At 31.5% G+C, this 17,120-nt stretch carries 17 protein-coding genes and 1 riboswitch; of the genes, 16 read left to right on the top strand and 1 reads right to left on the bottom strand.

The features are described 5' to 3' along the window. Position 1: 1 nt before the first annotated feature. Genes AQ1685_RS17310 through AQ1685_RS17295 form a run of 4 tightly spaced genes read left to right on the top strand, consistent with a single transcriptional unit; the run spans position 2 to position 2,718 of the window. Positions 2-730, top strand: coding sequence for a LytR/AlgR family response regulator transcription factor (locus tag AQ1685_RS17310; protein WP_095074218.1), 729 nt, complete (start codon positions 2-4; stop codon positions 728-730). Beyond that, entirely contained in the window at positions 727-1,179 is a 453-nt protein-coding gene (locus tag AQ1685_RS17305; protein ID WP_095074216.1) for a hypothetical protein, read from the top strand. The genes AQ1685_RS17310 and AQ1685_RS17305 overlap by 4 nt, the downstream gene beginning before the upstream one ends. After that, the gene (locus AQ1685_RS17300) at positions 1,170-1,685 is read left to right on the top strand and encodes a gamma carbonic anhydrase family protein (RefSeq protein ID WP_095074214.1); all 516 of its coding nucleotides are present in this window, start codon (positions 1,170-1,172) and stop codon (positions 1,683-1,685) included. Before AQ1685_RS17305 ends, AQ1685_RS17300 begins: the two co-directional genes overlap by 10 nt. After that, positions 1,663-2,718 carry a hypothetical protein gene (locus tag AQ1685_RS17295; protein WP_095074213.1) on the top strand — a complete coding sequence of 352 codons (1,056 nt, stop codon included), beginning with the start codon at positions 1,663-1,665 and terminating at the stop codon, positions 2,716-2,718. Before AQ1685_RS17300 ends, AQ1685_RS17295 begins: the two co-directional genes overlap by 23 nt. A 59-nt stretch (positions 2,719-2,777) precedes the next feature. Here AQ1685_RS17295 and AQ1685_RS17290 read toward each other — a convergent pair whose 3' ends face one another. Further along, a complete protein-coding gene (locus tag AQ1685_RS17290) occupies positions 2,778-3,230 on the bottom strand; it encodes a hypothetical protein (protein WP_095074211.1) in 453 nt (150 codons plus the stop codon). Positions 3,231-3,340: 110 nt separating this feature from the next. Here AQ1685_RS17290 and AQ1685_RS17285 point away from each other — a divergent pair, with 110 nt between their 5' ends. The 12 genes from AQ1685_RS17285 (at position 3,341) to AQ1685_RS17230 (ending at position 17,116) form a co-directional block, all read left to right on the top strand. After that, positions 3,341-4,333 carry an endonuclease/exonuclease/phosphatase family protein gene (locus AQ1685_RS17285; RefSeq protein WP_095074210.1) on the top strand — a complete coding sequence of 331 codons (993 nt, stop codon included), beginning with the start codon at positions 3,341-3,343 and terminating at the stop codon, positions 4,331-4,333. 88 nt (positions 4,334-4,421) lie between these two features. Further along, a riboswitch (SAM riboswitch) is annotated at positions 4,422-4,530 on the top strand. Between the two features lie 127 nt (positions 4,531-4,657). Beyond that, positions 4,658-5,953, top strand: coding sequence for an O-acetylhomoserine aminocarboxypropyltransferase/cysteine synthase family protein (locus AQ1685_RS17280; RefSeq protein WP_095074208.1), 1,296 nt, complete (start codon positions 4,658-4,660; stop codon positions 5,951-5,953). A 23-nt stretch (positions 5,954-5,976) separates the two neighbouring features. Next, complete coding sequence (gene thrA / locus AQ1685_RS17275; protein WP_095074206.1) at positions 5,977-9,360, top strand: bifunctional aspartate kinase/homoserine dehydrogenase I; 3,384 nt, start codon at positions 5,977-5,979, stop codon at positions 9,358-9,360. Between the two features lie 5 nt (positions 9,361-9,365). After that, entirely contained in the window at positions 9,366-9,788 is a 423-nt protein-coding gene (locus AQ1685_RS17270) for an OsmC family protein (protein WP_095074204.1), read from the top strand. Next, the gene (locus AQ1685_RS17265; RefSeq protein ID WP_095074203.1) at positions 9,785-10,951 is read left to right on the top strand and encodes an O-succinylhomoserine sulfhydrylase; all 1,167 of its coding nucleotides are present in this window, start codon (positions 9,785-9,787) and stop codon (positions 10,949-10,951) included. Before AQ1685_RS17270 ends, AQ1685_RS17265 begins: the two co-directional genes overlap by 4 nt. Positions 10,952-10,980: 29 nt before the next feature. Further along, positions 10,981-11,388, top strand: coding sequence for an RrF2 family transcriptional regulator (locus AQ1685_RS17260; protein WP_095074201.1), 408 nt, complete (start codon positions 10,981-10,983; stop codon positions 11,386-11,388). Positions 11,389-11,502: 114 nt separating this feature from the next. Next, positions 11,503-11,757 (top strand): DUF2061 domain-containing protein, encoded by a 255-nt coding sequence (locus AQ1685_RS17255; protein WP_095074199.1) that lies wholly within the window; start codon positions 11,503-11,505, stop codon positions 11,755-11,757. Continuing rightward, positions 11,754-12,362: a phosphoadenosine phosphosulfate reductase domain-containing protein gene (locus AQ1685_RS17250; RefSeq protein ID WP_095074197.1), complete on the top strand. Its 609-nt coding sequence runs from the start codon at positions 11,754-11,756 to the stop codon at positions 12,360-12,362. Before AQ1685_RS17255 ends, AQ1685_RS17250 begins: the two co-directional genes overlap by 4 nt. Further along, positions 12,344-13,279, top strand: a complete 936-nt coding sequence (gene cysD / locus AQ1685_RS17245; protein WP_095074195.1) for a sulfate adenylyltransferase subunit CysD — start codon at positions 12,344-12,346, stop codon at positions 13,277-13,279. Before AQ1685_RS17250 ends, cysD begins: the two co-directional genes overlap by 19 nt. A 103-nt stretch (positions 13,280-13,382) precedes the next feature. Continuing rightward, positions 13,383-14,633, top strand: coding sequence for a sulfate adenylyltransferase subunit 1 (locus tag AQ1685_RS17240; protein ID WP_095074193.1), 1,251 nt, complete (start codon positions 13,383-13,385; stop codon positions 14,631-14,633). Positions 14,634-14,645: 12 nt separating this feature from the next. Next, entirely contained in the window at positions 14,646-14,993 is a 348-nt protein-coding gene (locus AQ1685_RS17235) for a 4Fe-4S dicluster domain-containing protein (protein ID WP_095074191.1), read from the top strand. 11 nt (positions 14,994-15,004) lie between these two features. Further along, complete coding sequence (locus AQ1685_RS17230; RefSeq protein WP_095074189.1) at positions 15,005-17,116, top strand: nitrite/sulfite reductase; 2,112 nt, start codon at positions 15,005-15,007, stop codon at positions 17,114-17,116. Positions 17,117-17,120 lie beyond the last annotated feature (4 nt).

The following is a 17,120-nucleotide window of genomic DNA, read 5'->3' as shown; positions in this document are numbered from 1 at the left end:
TATGAAACTAAAAACAATTATTGTTGAAGATGAACAAATCAGTAGAGAGATTTTAAAAAATTATGTAAAAAAATATTGTCCAAGCATTGAGTTAATGGGAGAAGCAAGCAATATTGAAGAAGCTTATGAGTTAATTCAACAGCATGAATTAGACCTTGTTTTTTTAGATGTAGAAATGCCATTTGGGAACGGATTTGATTTACTTGAGAAAGTAGAAGACAAAACATTTGAAACCATTTTTGTAACTGCTTATGATCATTATGCAATTGAGGCATTAAATAATCAAGCCACATATTATTTATTAAAGCCAATTTCTATTGATGAACTTATTAAATCGGTGAATTTAGTTTTAGAAATTAAAGAAAAAGAAAACCAACTACAGAATAAAATTCTTACCCCAAGTGCAACAATACAAGGGAAAATAACAATTCCGCTTCAAGATGGTTTTGAAGTTATCAATGTAGAAGATATAATTTTTTGCAAGGCAGATGATAATTACACAGAAATTCACTTTTCAAATTCCAAAAAGATTGTCAGTAAAACGTTAAAACATTTCGAAGAAGTTTTAAAAGAATATCCTTTTGCCAGAATTCATAAATCATACATGGTAAATATCAATCATATCAAGAAGTATAAAAAAGGAAAAGGAGGAAGTGTTGAGCTGATCAATGGAAAAGAAGTTTTAGTATCTGCATCGAAGAAAGGAAATTTACTAGCGTATTTTAAATGATTAGAATAATTACATTATTTATTCTGTTAACGGCTTTTTTTTGTGAGTCTCAAGAGCTAGATTCATTAAAGGTTTTGACAGACAAATATTGGAAAATCTCTCATTGGTTTGAAAATGATTCAATTTGCTTTTTACCCAAGGAAAAACCCGACACCGATTTCGAAGGATTAAGTGAATCTAAAATTTTAAAAAAGAAGAAAAAGAATTTATTTGGAGAGAAAATACGATTCAGAAAGAATGGAACAATTTTATATAGAAATAACATGTTTTGTCCTGTTGGTGAATCTAAAAAAAGAGCTCATAGTTATAAATTAGATAAGAATTTAATAACAATTGATTTTGAAACCACTAAATGGCCCTGGAGAGAGAATAAAGTTATCAGAGAAAAGAAAACGTTTAAAATAGTAGAATGGAATAATAATAAGCTTAAGATTATAAAATGCCAATAATAAAAACCGTAAGAGGTAAATCTCCTCAAATACCAGAAGATTGTTTTGTAGCCGAAAATGCAACCATTGTAGGAGAAGTAACAATGGGAGAACAATGTAGTGTTTGGTTTAATGCTGTAATTAGAGGAGATGTTCACTTTATAAAAATGGGAAATAAAGTAAATGTTCAAGATGGAGCAGTAATTCACGCTACATATGAAAAATCTCCTACAACAATTGGAAATAATGTATCAATAGGTCATAATGCGATTGTACATGGTTGCACAATTCATGATAATGTTTTAGTAGGGATGGGAAGTATTATTATGGATGATTGTATCATAGAAAGCAATACTATAATTGCAGCAGGAGCGGTAGTGACTAAAAACACTCATGTTAAAAGTGGGAGTATTTATGCCGGAGTTCCAGCAAAAAAAGTAAAAGATATTTCTCCAGAATTAACTTCAGGAGAAGTTGATAGAATAGCCAATAATTACGTCAAATATGCAAGTTGGTTTAAGGAATGATTGTTTTTCTCCATACAAGAAAAATATAGTGATTCGCTTATCATTTATTGTATTTTTAATTTTATTATGCCGTAAGCTTCAAGCCCAACCTAGTCCTTATGGTTCAGATTTGATAATTTCTTTCAAAAACAATAAAGAATACAAAGTTTTATGGATAAAGGAAAAGGGAGAAACTGTAGAAGTAAAAAGAGAAAAAGGCTCATACCGAATAAAAGCATTTAGGTCTCCATTAGGAGGTGGGGTTTCAGGTTATCTCAGAATAATACATAAAGCGGATACGATGAACTTTATCCATCCGTTAATAGATCAAAGTTCTCCAACAATCTTTAATGATATTCTATTCAGAAAAGGAACATATGCAATACCTAAATATGTTTATCAAGTAAACAATCTTTTTAAACTTGAATTTAGAAGAAAAATTAAGCCAAGTTTATCAGGAGATTGGTCAGCATTTGAAGTAACTAAAAAAAATACTACTCAAGGAGTTTATTTAAGAAGGTTAGAACTATTTAAAGAGAGAGAAATTATTGGTAGTTTGTTACCTGTTTTCCCAAATCGTACACTTACTTCATGTAATGCCGACCTTATTAAGCATTGGTTCATAAGAGAAGAGATAAAAGATAAATTTATTGGGAACTGTGTCAGTAAATTCCATAAATATCATTTTTTTAGTTTGTTAAAGAATACCGGTTTGTATTTTTTGCAGCGAAAAGAAAACGATATTCTAGAGTATGGAATACTTCAAATTCCAGTGAATACAGAAGGCATACAACAAAAGAAAGAAGGATGTTATAAAGGTTTATTATATCCTAACCTAGAGGAACAAATAGTTTTTGATATTTATACCTATCAACAAGGAGATTTTCCTAAAGTTTTAGGCTATTATAATGGAAAGAAAAAGTGTGATGAATCTTTTGGTAGCACTAAAAATATGTGGGGTATTTTTAAAATTTATATGAACCCTAATGATAGTATTAAAACTTTAATTAGAGAAGAGCACACAAAAGATAATAATTTACGTAGAGAGGAATAAAAAACAAACCCCAATTCAGAAATGAATTGGGGTTTTACTAAAAACCAATTATCAAACTACTATGCTCTTTCAGGAGCATTCATTTGCTCTTTTTGTCTTCTTCTTTTCTTCAACTTTTTTTTCATTTTATGTGCTCGCTTACCTGCCATTTTTTCAAACTTCTCATATTGCTTTGTGTTTAAAATATCTTTCATTGAATTTTTAAAAGCAATCTTACGATCTAAATGAGCCATTTTTCTTTCATAACGTTCCTCTTTACTTAATTGTTTAGTTTCTTTTCTTTTTGCTTTACGATTCTTTTTAAATGTTGAACGCCTAGTTATTTGCTCAGCTAACATCGGGCGAATTTTATTTTGTTGACGTTCAGATAAGTCTAATCGTAACGTCATTTTTTTAAGTGCTAATTCTGTTTTTTGCTCAACAGAAAAATCATCACCTCTTCTTTTTTTCTTTTGCGCGTAACTAGTTAAGATAAAACCAAAAACTAATGCGATTGCTACTACTTTCTTCATACTTTTTATATATTTATTTATACTTCTAAGACTGGGTATTTTCAAAAAGGTTTAATTCTCAGTGTAAAAAAACTTTATATGTATATTAGTCATCCTTTATAAAGTATAATATGAGTAAACCTATTTATAAGAGATTATTTTCTGTTTTAGCAAGAGTTTTATTAGCATTTTTAGTGTTATTAACAATTTTTTATTTCTGGGGATCTAGTGCTTCTTTAGATAAACAAGATTATGAGAAACTGTTTACAAATACTTTCGAGGTAAAACATGAAAGTGATTCAATACATAGTATCATAACATATAATATTGGGTATTTAAGTGGAATGACGAATAATAAACCAATAGCTAAAACGAAAGATTTTTTTACTGAAAATTTAAATAAAGCTTTACAAGAATTTAAAAAATTGAATCCAGATATTATAGCCTTTCAAGAAATTGATTATAACTCAGGGCGTTCTTTCAATGTAAATCAAGAAGAAGAAATCGCTAAATTAGGTTACAATCATATAGCTAGAGCAGTAAATTGGGATAAAAAATATGTGCCTTTTCCTTATGGTTTACCAAGTGTAAATTTCGGAAAAGTAGTATCTGGTCAATCTATTTTAAGTAAATATGAATTGAAGAATTATTCGAGAATTATTTTAGAAAGAGTGCCTAACAATCCATTTTACAGAGATGCTTTTTATTTAGATAGACTAGTTCAAGTTGTTACAACAGAAATTAAAGGAAAAGAAATAGTAATTCTAAATGTACATTTAGAAGCTTTTGATAAAAATACACGTATAAAACATGTGAAAAAGGTTGTAGAACTATTTAATACCTATGCTAAGAGTTATCCAACTATTTTAGTGGGTGATTTTAATAGTGATCCCGCTTTTAAAGACGCAGCAATTCTAGAGATTTTCAATATCCCAAATGTTGGGAATGCTGCTTTTTCAAAAGAAAAATATGATCTTACTTATGATAGTGATAAACCTCATAAAAGATTAGATTATATTTTTTATACTTCTGAAAATATAGTTCCTGTTGAAGCCAGAGTTTTAAAGGAATTCGGACAAGTTTCAGATCATCTTCCATTGTTGATGAAATTTAAACTAAAATAATTTTTTTGTAAAAAAGTATTGAAAAATTTGGATTTTAAGTTTTTATGATTGAATATTTGCAAACGTAAAGTTCAAACACTTATCGATAATGTTATCAAGAAAGGTGGAGGGAATAGACCCTATGAAACCTTAGCAACCCTTTGCTCAGTCAAAGAAGGTGCTAAATTCTACCCAAAAAATATCGGGATAGATAACAAAATAGACTTTCTACAACTTAACGAAATGTCTTTTTTTCTTAATAACATTTTTCTATATGCGGCATCGTAAAACGATGTGGTTTGACTTTTTAGATTAATTTTTTATTAACTCAAAAAAGTAGGAAAAATGAGTACATTACAATTCGAAACAAATGCATTACATGCTGGGCATGATGTAACACAAACAGGAGGAACAAGAGCAGTTCCAATTTATCAAACCACTTCATATGTGTTTAATAATGCAGATCATGCAGCTAATTTATTTTCATTAAAAGAATTAGGATTTATATACACACGCTTAAATAATCCAACAAATCAAATTTTGCAAGAACGTTTAGCGGCTTTAGAAGGTGGAGTGGGAGCAGTAGTTTTTGCTTCGGGAACAGCTGCAATTTCAACAGGATTATTAACGTTACTAAGAGCTGGAGATCATATTGTAGCTTCTAGTAGTTTATACGGAGGAACCTATAATTTACTAAAAGTAACTTTACCAAGATTAGGAATTACAACTACTTTTGTAGATTCATCAGATCCTGAGAATTTCGGAAAAGCAGTACAGGAAAACACAAGAGCATTTTTTGCTGAATCGTTAGGAAATCCGAAGTTAGATGTATTAGATCTTGAGAATATTTCCTCTGAAGCTAAAAAGGCGAAAGTTCCTTTTATCGTAGACAATACAGTTGCTACACCATCTTTACTAAATCCAATTGAATACGGTGCAAACATTGTTATTCATTCTTTAACAAAATACATTGGTGGACAAGGAAATTCTCTTGGAGGAGTAATTGTTGATGCCGGAAATTTTGATTGGGATAATGGTAAATTTCCAGAATTCACTGAACCTTCAGCAGGTTATCACGGATTAAAATATTACGAGACTTTAGGAGCTGCATCATTTACATTCAAATTAATTTTAGAAGGATTACGTGATTTTGGAGGGGCTTTAAGTCCGACCAATGCATTTCAAATCATTCAAGGTTTAGAAACCTTACCTGTAAGAATTCAAAAACATAGTGAAAATGCTTTAGAATTAGCAAAATGGTTACAAGAACAAGATGAAGTAGCTTGGGTAAATTATCCAGGTTTAGAGGGAAATAAATACAAAGCTTTAGCGGATAAATATTTACCAAAAGGTCAAAGTGGAATTGTAACATTCGGAGCTAAAAAAGGATACGAAGCAGCAAAAACTATAGCAGATAACACGAAGTTATTCTCATTATTAGCAAATATTGGAGATACAAAATCTTTAATAATTCATCCAGCAAGTACAACACATCAGCAGTTGAGTGATGAAGAACAAGAAGCAACAGGAGTAACGCAAGATTTAATTCGACTTTCAGTAGGATTAGAAAATGTTGAAGATTTAAAGTCTGATTTAAAAGAAGCTTTTAAAGCTGTAAATCTGTTAGTAATTCAAGAATAATTTGTTTCTAAGTTCATAGTACAATGCACACATTAGGCCATATTAATTTACCTAGTTATATAACAGAAAGTGGTAAGACAATCCCAATACGTTTGTCTTACCAGCTTTTCGGACAACCACTTCATGAAGCACCAGTGATCTTAGTTAATCATGCGTTAACAGGGAATAGTAATGTCGCGGGAGAAGACGGTTGGTGGAAAGACATAATTGGTGAACATAAAATCATTGATACTAACAAGTACACTGTTTTATGTTTCAATATTCCAGGTAATGGCTACGATGATTTTTTAATTGATGAGTACAAAAGTTTTATAGCAAGAGATGTCGCTCAAATCTTTATTCAAGGTTTAAAAGAGTTGAATGTTGAAAAACTTTTTGCTTTAATCGGAGGTTCTTTAGGAGGCGGAATTGCTTGGGAAATGGCAGTATTAGAGCCAGAAATCACAGAGCATTTAATTCCTATAGCAACAGATTGGAAATCTACAGATTGGTTAATTGCCAACTGTCAAATTCAAGAATTGTTTTTAACCAATTCTAAAAATCCAGTCCACGATGCTAGAATTCATGCGATGTTATGTTACAGAACTCCAGCATCATTTAAACAACGATTCCAGAGAAGTAAAAACGAGAGTTTACAAATTTTCAATGTAGAAAGTTGGTTGTTACATCACGGGAAAAAATTACAAGAGCGTTACCAATTGGCTTCATATAAATTAATGAATCAGTTGCTAAAAACGATTGATGTAACTCAAGGAGAAAACACAGAAGATATTTTAGAAAACATTAAAGCCAATATTCACATTATTGGAGTAGATTCTGATTTGTTTTTTACTGCGGAAGAAAATAGAGAAACGCATAAAAAACTAGCACAAAAACATCCTAATGTAACGTACAATGAAATTAATTCTGTGCACGGACACGATGCATTTTTAATTGAATATGAACAACTAGAAAAAATATTCGGATCAATTTTTAAAGAAAATCCAAAAGCTAAAAAGATGAAAGTTTTAAAATTTGGTGGGAAATCCTTATCAAATCAAGGAATTGATAATGTCATCAATATTATAGAAAATAAAATAAATAAAGGAGAGCATATTACAGTTGTAGTTTCAGCAAGAGGAAATGCTACAAACGAATTAGAATCAATTTTAGAACGTGCCTCAAAAAGTGAAACTTATCAAGAGCAATTAGAAGCTTTTAAATATGAGCAAACTAAAATTACACCATTATTAGATTTTTCTAATGAGTTTCAAAAACTAGAAAAGTTATTTGAAGGAGTAAGCTTATTGGGTGACTATAGTAATAAAACAAAAGATGAGGTTTTAGCTCAAGGTGAGTTAATTTCGATAAAAACAGTAACAGAATTATTACAGCAAAGAGGAATTCCAGCTCATGCAACAGATGCTAGAGTTTTACTAAAAACTGATGAAAGTTTTGGAAATGCACAACCTATAGATACACTTTCTAAAGAGAATGTTGTAAATCATTTTAAAGAGCATAACGGAAGTACAGTTAATATTGTTTCTGGTTATATCGCTTCAAATTTAAAGAATGAAACAACTACTCTAGGTAGAAACGGAAGTAATTATACAGCATCTTTATTGGCAAATTATTTAGATGCAGAAGAATTACAGAATTATACACATGTAGATGGGATTTTTACTGCAAATCCAGATTTGGTTAGTGAAGCTAAAAAGATTGAAGAACTTTCATTTTCTGAAGCGAATGAATTAGCAAATTTCGGAGCGAATATTTTACATGCAAAAACAATTATTCCGTTAATAGAAAAGAATATAAATCTTAGAATTTTAAACACTTTTAACCCTAAGGATGCTGGAACTTTAATTACTTCAAAAAGTAAGACTAAAGGAATCAAATCAATTTCAGTATTAGAAAATGTAGCTTTACTAAATTTTGAAGGAAGAGGTTTGTTAGGTAAAATCGGAGTAGATGCACGTATTTTTAAATCTTTAGGAAATCATGGAATAAGTGTTAGTATTATTTCTCAAGGTTCTTCAGAAAGAGGAATTGGATTGGTGGTTGATAAAGAAAAATCAGAATTAGCAGTTAAAGCTTTAGAACAAGAATTTGCACAAGACTTAATTACTAAAGATGTTAATCAAATCACAATAGTAAATAACGTTGCTGTCATTTCAATTATTGGTCAAGACCTTAGCGAATTCCATTTGCCATACAATGCTTTAATTCAGAACCAAATAGTTCCATTATTATTCAATAATACAATCTCTGGAAAGAATGTGAGTTTAGTGGTGAAAAAGGAAGAATTACACAAAGCGGTTAATGTAATTCACGGTCAGGTTTTCGGAGTAGCGAAAAAAATAAACATTGCAATTTTCGGAAAAGGTTTAGTTGGTGGAACCTTAATTGAACAAATTTTAGCAAGTGCAAAAAACATCTTAGAAAGAAGAAAAGTCCAGTTAAATATTTTTGCCGTAGCCAATTCTAAAAATGTATTGTTAAGTAAAAACGGAATAGATGAAAACTGGAAAGACAATCTGGATAATAGCGATATAAGTAACAGTATAGAAGAAGTGATACGTTTTGTAAAAGCACATCATTTAGAAAACTTAATCGCTGTTGATAATACCGCCAGTAAAGATTTTGTACACAATTATATTCCTTTAGTAAAAGCAGGTTTCGATTTAGTTTCATCTAACAAAATAGCCAATACAGTTGAGCATTCTTTTTATAAAGAATTACGAGATGTTTTAGAAGAAAATAAAAAAACATATCTCTACGAAACCAACGTAGGTGCAGGATTACCATTAATCGATACTATAAAATTATTACACGATTCTGGAGAAAATATTACGAGAATTAGAGGAGTTTTTTCAGGATCATTAAGTTTTATTTTCAATACATTTTCTGAAAAGGAAACTTCATTTTCAGAAGTGTTATCCGAAGCTATTAAAAATGGATATACAGAGCCAGATCCTAGAGAAGATTTATGCGGAAATGATGTAGCCCGAAAACTTTTAATCCTAGCTAGAGAATTAGATTTAGAAAATGAGTTTGAAGATATTCAAATTCAGAATTTAATTCCAGAAGAATTGAGATCAGGAAGTGTTGAAGATTTCTTATCAAATACAACAAAGTTAGATCCATATTACACTACGGAAAAGTCAGATCAAAAAGAAAATCATGTACTAAGATATATTGGAGATTTACATGGAGACTTACAACAAAATAAAGGAGAATTAGACGTAAAACTAGTTTCTGTAGCTAAAGATACACCACTTGGAAGCTTAAAAGGATCTGATGCCATATTTGAAATTTACACAGAATCTTATGGAGATCAACCGCTAGTTATTCAAGGAGCTGGAGCCGGAGCAGAAGTTACAGCAAGAGGTGTATTCGGAGATATTTTACGATTAACAAAAAAATAAAACAAATGAACATTCAACTAAAAAATTATAACAAACACCTATTATTTGAAGCAAAAAATCAAACGGGTTATTCATTATTAGTGGGGCAAACTCAAGATGAAACTTCAGTAAATGCTATTCGTCCGATGGAATTAATGTTAGTAAGTCTGGCAAGTTGCAGTAGTATCGATGTCGTAAAAATTCTAAACAAACAAAAGGTTTACGATTTCGATTATAATGTTTCAATAGACGCTACTCGTAAAGAAGATGAAATACCAGCAATTTTTCAAGATATCACCATTACGTATAGTTTTAATGGAACCGTAAGTAGTGCAAAAGTAAAAAAGGCAACAAGTTTAGCAGTAGAAAAATATTGTTCTGTAGCTAAGATTATAGAGCAAACAGCTAAAATTAACTATAAAATTATTTTGAATAACGAAGAGATATGAGTAAGAATTTTGAAACACAGGCCGTAAGGATTCAGACAGAACGTTCACAGTTTTCAGAACATTCTACACCATTATATTTAACATCGAGTTTTGTTTTTGATGATGCAGAAGATATGCGAGCATCTTTTGCTGAAGAGAAACCGAGAAATCTATACAGTAGATTTTCTAATCCAAATACTACAGAGTTTGTAGATAAAATAGTTGCAATGGAAGGAGCAGAAGCAGGTTATGCATTTGCTACAGGAATGGGCGCTGTGTTTTCAACATTTGCAGCATTATTAAGTGCTGGAGATCATATCGTTTCTTCACGTTCTGTTTTTGGTTCAACACACAGTTTATTTACGAAGTATTTACCAAAATGGAATATAGAAACTAGTTATTTTAAAGTTAATGAATTAGATAAAGTTGAAAGTTTAATCCAACCGAATACTAAAATTTTATATGCAGAATCACCTACAAATCCAGCAGTAGATATTTTGGATTTAGAGGCTTTATCTCAAATTGCTAAAAAAAATAATTTGTTATTGGTGATAGACAATTGTTTCGCAACACCATATTTACAAAATCCAATAAAATTCGGAGCAGATTTAGTAATTCATTCAGCGACAAAATTGATTGACGGACAAGGTAGAGTTTTAGGTGGAGTGACAGTAGGAAAAGCAGAATTGATTAAAGAAATCTACCTATTTTCTAGAAATACTGGTCCGGCGATGTCACCATTTAATGCTTGGGTTTTATCTAAAAGTCTAGAAACCTTAGCTGTTCGAGTAGATAAACATTGTCAGAATGCATTAAAAGTAGCTCAATTTTTAGAAGCACATCCAGCGGTAAATTTTGTGAAATATCCTTTTTTACCATCGCATCCTCAATATGAAGTAGCAAAAAAGCAGATGAAATTGGGAGGTAATATTGTAGCTTTTGAAATTAAAGGAGGAATCGAAGCTGGAAGAAAGTTTTTAAATAAAATTAAATTATGTTCTTTATCAGCAAATTTAGGAGATTCAAGAACAATTGTAACGCATCCTGCTTCTACAACTCACAGTAAATTAAGCGAAGAAGATCGACTAGAAGTTGGCATTACAGATGGATTAGTACGTAGCTCGATAGGATTAGAATTTGTAGATGATGTTATTGAAGATCTAAAACAAGCGTTAGAAGTGTAAAAATCTATAAGAAAGTATATATTTGTAGTATGCTTTCTAAGAAAACAAAATATGGGATTAAGGCTTTAACTTTTATTGCGAAGCAAGAAAAAGGAGAAAAGGTTCAGATTGCAACAATATCTGAAAGTGAAAATATCTCTCATAAATTTTTAGAAAGTATATTACTTACCTTAAGAAAAGCAGGTGTTTTAGGAGCCAAAAAAGGAAAGGGTGGAGGTTATTACATGATTAAAGAACCATCTGAGGTTAAAATGACAGAAGTAATCCGAACTCTTGAAGGTCCAATTGCAATGGTACCGTGTGTAAGCTTGAATTTTTATGAAAAATGCGATGATTGTCCAGATGAACAAGCATGTGCAGTACACAAATTAATGATTCAAGTACGAGATAATACTTTACATGTGCTGCGAAATACTACACTTGCTGATTTAGTTTAGTTAAACAAATATTACAATAGTGTTAATTTTTTGATTTTTACTTTGATATTTAGGAATCATATGTATATTTGTTTTATAAACCTACTATTCCGATAGGGTAAATGTGTTTTGAGAATGATAATTGAACAAGTAATAGAAGATAAATCGAATTTCAAGGAAGATAGATACTCCGAAAAACCAATACGAAGTATTATAAAATCAATTAGTTGGAGAGCAGTCGGTACTATAGATACAATCGTAATTTCTTGGTTAATTACAGGAGAAGTAGATACGGCATTATCAATCGGAGGAATTGAATTAGTAACTAAAATGCTGTTGTATTTTTTTCATGAAAGAGTTTGGAATAGCATCAAATGGGGTAGAAAATGAATATAGAAGAAATAAATAAAGAATTAAAAGGAAAATCTCCTCAAGAGATTGTAAGTTGGGCTTTATCGGTAGCTAAAAAACCAGTAGTTACAACTAATTTTAGACCATATGAAAGCGCAATTTTACATTTAGTGGTAACTGAACAAAAAGATATTCCAGTAGTGTGGTGCGATACAGGTTATAATACACCTCAAACGTATAAACATGCAGAAGAACTTATAGAAAAATTAAGTTTAGATGTAAAATTATATGTGCCAAAGCAAACTGTTGCGCATAGAAATGTTGTTTTAGGTTTGCCAAGTGTAGATGATCCGAATCATGCTGTTTTTACAGAGCAAGTAAAGTTAGAACCTTTCAAAAGAGCAATGAACGAACACCAACCAGATGTTTGGTTTACAAATTTGAGAAAAGGACAAACTGCTTTCAGAGATAGTATTGATATTGTTTCTGTAAGTAAAGATGGAATACTGAAAGTGAGTCCTTTTTACAATTTTTCAGATGAAGATTTAGATCAATATTTAGCTAAGTTTGATTTACCTAATGAATTTAAGTATTTCGATCCAACTAAGGTAGAGAGTAATAGAGAATGTGGTTTACATATTTAAAAAACATGATTATGAATACGGATGTAATTAGAGTAGGAGCATTAGAGAGTGAAGCAATTTATATCATAAGAGAAGTAGCAGCTCAGTTTGAAAAGCCTGTGTTGTTATTTTCTGGAGGAAAAGATAGTATTACCCTGGTAAGATTAGCTCAAAAAGCTTTTTACCCAGCAAAAATTCCATTCCCTTTAATGCATATCGATACAGGACATAATTTTCCTGAAACTATTGAGTTTCGTGATCGGTTAGTTGAAGAATTAGGAGTTGAGTTAATCGTTCGTAATGTTCAAGATAATATAGATGCTGGTAAAGTAAAAGAAGAAACTGGAAAGTATGCGAGTAGAAATATTTTACAGACTGAAACTTTATTAGACGCAATTGAAGAATTCGGATTCGATGCATGTATCGGTGGTGCAAGAAGAGATGAAGAGAAAGCAAGAGCAAAAGAGAGAATTTTTTCAGTTCGTGATGATTTCGGTCAGTGGGATGAAAAAAATCAAAGGCCAGAATTGTTTGATATGTTAAATGGAAGAATCGATTTAGGTCAAAATGTTCGTGTGTTTCCTATTTCAAATTGGACGGAGTTAGATGTATGGTCGTATATCCAAAAGGAAGCTATTGAAATTCCTTCCATATACTTTGCACATCAGCGTGAAACTTTCTTAAGAGATGGATTGATTTGGTCTGCAAATGATGGAGTTGTATATCGAGATGAAGATGAGAAAGTAGAGCAAAGAATGGTTCGTTTTAGAACTGTAGGAGATATGAGTTGTACTGCAGCAGTTTTATCAGATGCTGTAGATATCGCATCTGTAGTTGCCGAGATCAGAGAATCCAAAATTTCTGAACGTGGCGCAAGAATAGATGATAAGCGTTCTGAGGCAGCAATGGAAAAAAGAAAGCAACAAGGATATTTTTAAAGAATTATAGCATTAAACAAGAGTTAAGGACTGTAATAAGGTTTATAGTTTAGGGATTATTTTAAAAAGCTTTTACAGTCTTAAACTCTAATATTTAAAAAAAATGAACGTACTAAAGATAGCAACAGCAGGAAGTGTAGATGATGGAAAGAGCACGTTAATAGGACGAATTTTATACGATACGAATTCATTGACTGAAGATAAACTTCAAGCTATTGAAGATAAAAGTAAACAAAGAGGATTTGATTATTTAGATTTTTCATTGGCAACAGACGGTTTGGTAGCTGAGAGAGAGCAAGGAATTACAATCGATGTAGCACATATTTATTTTTCTACACCAAGAACTAGTTTTATTGTGGCAGATAGTCCTGGACACATTGAGTATACAAGAAATATGGTTACTGGAGCGTCAAATTCTCAAGCGTCTATAATTTTAGTAGATGCTAGAAATGGAGTGGTCGAACAAACATATCGTCACTTCTTTATCAATAATTTACTTAGAGTGAAAGAAGTTGTTATCGCAGTGAATAAAATGGACTTGGTAGATTATTCTGAAGAGAAATTCAATCAGATTAAAGGAGAGATAGAATATTTAGCTCAGAAAAGTGATTATCAAGATCAAAATTTAACTTTTGTACCAGTTTCAGCTTTACATGGAGATAATGTAGTTACTGCGTCAAATAATATTCCATGGTATACAGGTAAAAGTTTGTTAGAATATTTAGAAGGTTTACATGTAGAAGAGGAACAAGAATCTGAATTTAAAGTGCGTTTCCCTGTACAAACAGTAATCCGTCCTAAAACAGATGAATATCACGATTATAGAGGTTACGCTGGGAAATTATACGGAGGAGATTTAGCAGTTGGAGATGAAGTTACCGTATTGCCTTCTGAAACAAAATCTAAAGTAAAAAGTATTCAATTTTTCGATCAAGAATTCGAACAAGCTAAAAGTGGAAGTTCTGTAAGCATTACATTAGAAGATAATGTGAATGTGAGTAGAGGTGACATGTTAGTGAAAACGGGTCAAGAACCTAAAGTTGTAAAACAATTAGAAGCTACAATTTGTTGGATGGATAGCACGCCATTACAAGCTTCAGAAAAATATTATATCAAGCATGGAGTAAACGATGCTCAAGCTAAGATTACAAGTCTAGATGCAATTATTAATACTGACTTTTCAGGCGAAGATGAAAACCCTTCAAAACTTTCCCTGAATGAAATAGGGAAAGTTAGCCTGAAAGTAAGCAAACCGTTATTTGTGGATAGTTATAAAGAAAACAAAGCGAATGGAGCTTTTATCTTAATCAATCCGAAAACAAATAATACTTCGGGTGTAGGTTTCATCAATTAAAAAAAACAGGAAATGGCAATTATTATAACAGACGAATGTATCAATTGTGGTGCCTGTGAGCCAGAGTGCCCGAATACAGCGATTTACGAAGGAGCCGAAGACTGGAATTACGGTCAAGGAACTTCTTTAGAAGGAGATATTGAATTATTGAATGGAATTAAGCTGAATGCTGAAGATGATCAAGAAGCAATATCTGATGAATATTATTTCATTGTACCAGATAAATGTACAGAATGTAAAGGGTTTCACGAAGAGCCACAATGTGCAGCAGTTTGTCCTGTTGATTGTTGTGTTCCTGATGAGAATCATGTAGAAACCGAAGAAGAATTATTAAACAAGCAGCAATTTTTGCATAATTAAACCCTATTACCATGCAAAGTTTTAGAAGCGAAATAGAAAATCCAGTTGTTGAAAAAGACATCTTGGAATTAGAAAGAAAAATTAGACTTTTTAAAGAAGGAAAGGTAGATGAAGAACGTTTTAGAAGTCTACGTCTAGCTCGTGGTGTATATGGGCAAAGACAGTTAGGAGTTCAAATGGTACGTATAAAAATACCGTACGGAAAAGTAACTAGCGAACAATTGCATCGTATTTCTGATGTGTCTGATGAATATTCTAGAGGAAGATTACACATTACTACTAGACAAGATATTCAGATTCACTATGTAAGTTTAGATAGAACACCTGAGCTTTGGTCTCAATTAGAGAAAGATGATATTACATTAAGAGAAGCTTGTGGAAACGCAGTAAGAAATGTAACAGCATCAGAAACTGCAGGAATAGATCCTAAAGAACCTTTTGATGTAACTCCATATGCACACGCAACATTTCAATTTTTCTTAAGAAATCCTGTATGTCAAGAAATGGGAAGAAAATTTAAAATGTCTTTTTCTGCGACTGATGACGATACTGCGTTAAGTTTTATTCATGATTTAGGTTTTATTGCTAAAACTAAAAAGATCGGAGATCAAGAAATTCGCGGATTTAAAGTTGTGTTAGCAGGTGGACTAGGTTCTCAGCCAAGACATGCAGATGTAATGTATGATTTCTTAGCAACAGATCTATTAATTCCAACTATAGAAGGTGTTTTAAGGGTTTTCGATCGTTACGGAGAAAGAGCTAAAAGAGCAAAAGCACGTTTGAAATTCTTAGTTAAAGATTTAGGTTTAGATGGATTTTTAAATTTAGTAGATAAAGAAAAAAGAGCTTTAGCATATCAATCTTATCCTATTGACACGACTGAGTTTGAAAATGAAATTGTTTTTGAAACATCAGAAGTTCCTTCAGTAACTATTGAAGATCAAGAAGCATATGATTTATGGAAATCTACGAATGTAATTCCACAGAAACAAGATGGTTTATTTGCTATTGGGATAAAAGTACATTTAGGTGATTTTTATACTGATAAAGCTAGAAAGCTAGCTGATTTAATTAAGAAATACGGAGCAAACGAGTTACGATTTACATTACGTCAGAATATTTTAATTCGTCATGTAAGAGCAGCTTTTTTACCATTCTTCTACACAGAATTAAATAAACTTGGTTTTGCAGAAGCTGGGTACGATAGTTTATTAGATATCACTGCTTGTCCTGGAACAGATACTTGTAATTTAGGTATAGCGAGTAGTACAGGTATTTCAGTAGAACTAGAACGTGTGCTAAGAAAAGAATATCCGCAATATGTAAATAATAAAGACATTACAATCAAAATTAGTGGTTGTATGAATGCTTGTGGTCAGCATAATATGGCACACATTGGTTTTCAAGGAATGTCAATTAAGTCAGGAAATTTAGTTGCACCTGCATTACAAATTTTATTAGGTGGAGGTGTTTTAGGAAATGGAGCTGGACGATTTTCTGATAAAGTAATTAAAGTTCCAAGTAAGCGCGGTCCGGAATCTTTAAAAATACTGTTAAATGATTTCGAAAATCATAAAAATAATCAAGAAACCTTTTTAGATTATTATGATAGGAAAGGAAAAACTTACTTTTATGATATTCTGAAGCATTTGTCAAGTACCGACGATTTAACAGAGAATGACTTTGTGGATTGGGGACACGATAAAAAATATGTAAAAGCCATTGGTGTAGGAGAGTGCGCCGGTGTGGTTATAGATTTAGTGGCAACACTTTTATTCGAAAGCGAAGAAAAAATAGTGAATGCAGAAGTAGCAATTCAAGAGCAAAAATGGTCTGATAGTATTTACCATGCATATGCATCAATTGTGAATACTGCAAAAGCATTATTAACAGCAGAAGGATCTAAAGTGAAAACAAATACTCAAGCAGCAATCATAACGAATTTTGATAAAGTATTTGTTGAAACAAATAGAATCGTTTTAGAAGGTTCTTTTGAAGAATTAGTTTACGAAATCAATAAACATGAGCCAACTGAAGAGTTCGCTAAAGCATATGCGAATAAGGCAAAGAGTTTTTATCAAAAGGTAGATGCGTACAGAAAGTTAGAAGTTGAAGTAAAATAAACAC

This window comes from Tenacibaculum jejuense, from assembly GCF_900198195.1.
Classification (GTDB): Bacteria; Bacteroidota; Bacteroidia; order Flavobacteriales; family Flavobacteriaceae; genus Polaribacter; species Polaribacter jejuensis.
The sequence above is the reverse complement of the archived record's forward strand: the minus strand, read 5'-3'. Positions and strand labels throughout refer to the sequence as shown.

What these genes read in the sequence shown, in the direction of transcription:
- AQ1685_RS17280 (WP_095074208.1), top strand. Translation starts at nt 4,658, where the DNA reads ATGAGTACATTACAATTCGAAACAAATGCATTACATGCTGGGCATGAT.
- AQ1685_RS17250 (WP_095074197.1), top strand. Translation starts at nt 11,754, where the DNA reads ATGAATATAGAAGAAATAAATAAAGAATTAAAAGGAAAATCTCCTCAA.
- AQ1685_RS17290 (WP_095074211.1), bottom strand. Translation starts at nt 3,230, where the DNA reads ATGAAGAAAGTAGTAGCAATCGCATTAGTTTTTGGTTTTATCTTAACT.
- AQ1685_RS17235 (WP_095074191.1), top strand. Translation starts at nt 14,646, where the DNA reads ATGGCAATTATTATAACAGACGAATGTATCAATTGTGGTGCCTGTGAG.
- AQ1685_RS17285 (WP_095074210.1), top strand. Translation starts at nt 3,341, where the DNA reads ATGAGTAAACCTATTTATAAGAGATTATTTTCTGTTTTAGCAAGAGTT.
- AQ1685_RS17260 (WP_095074201.1), top strand. Translation starts at nt 10,981, where the DNA reads ATGCTTTCTAAGAAAACAAAATATGGGATTAAGGCTTTAACTTTTATT.
- AQ1685_RS17300 (WP_095074214.1), top strand. Translation starts at nt 1,170, where the DNA reads ATGCCAATAATAAAAACCGTAAGAGGTAAATCTCCTCAAATACCAGAA.
- AQ1685_RS17240 (WP_095074193.1), top strand. Translation starts at nt 13,383, where the DNA reads ATGAACGTACTAAAGATAGCAACAGCAGGAAGTGTAGATGATGGAAAG.
- cysD (WP_095074195.1), top strand. Translation starts at nt 12,344, where the DNA reads ATGTGGTTTACATATTTAAAAAACATGATTATGAATACGGATGTAATT.
- AQ1685_RS17310 (WP_095074218.1), top strand. Translation starts at nt 2, where the DNA reads ATGAAACTAAAAACAATTATTGTTGAAGATGAACAAATCAGTAGAGAG.
- AQ1685_RS17265 (WP_095074203.1), top strand. Translation starts at nt 9,785, where the DNA reads ATGAGTAAGAATTTTGAAACACAGGCCGTAAGGATTCAGACAGAACGT.
- AQ1685_RS17270 (WP_095074204.1), top strand. Translation starts at nt 9,366, where the DNA reads ATGAACATTCAACTAAAAAATTATAACAAACACCTATTATTTGAAGCA.
- AQ1685_RS17295 (WP_095074213.1), top strand. Translation starts at nt 1,663, where the DNA reads ATGCAAGTTGGTTTAAGGAATGATTGTTTTTCTCCATACAAGAAAAAT.
- thrA (WP_095074206.1), top strand. Translation starts at nt 5,977, where the DNA reads ATGCACACATTAGGCCATATTAATTTACCTAGTTATATAACAGAAAGT.
- AQ1685_RS17230 (WP_095074189.1), top strand. Translation starts at nt 15,005, where the DNA reads ATGCAAAGTTTTAGAAGCGAAATAGAAAATCCAGTTGTTGAAAAAGAC.
- AQ1685_RS17255 (WP_095074199.1), top strand. Translation starts at nt 11,503, where the DNA reads ATGATAATTGAACAAGTAATAGAAGATAAATCGAATTTCAAGGAAGAT.
- AQ1685_RS17305 (WP_095074216.1), top strand. Translation starts at nt 727, where the DNA reads ATGATTAGAATAATTACATTATTTATTCTGTTAACGGCTTTTTTTTGT.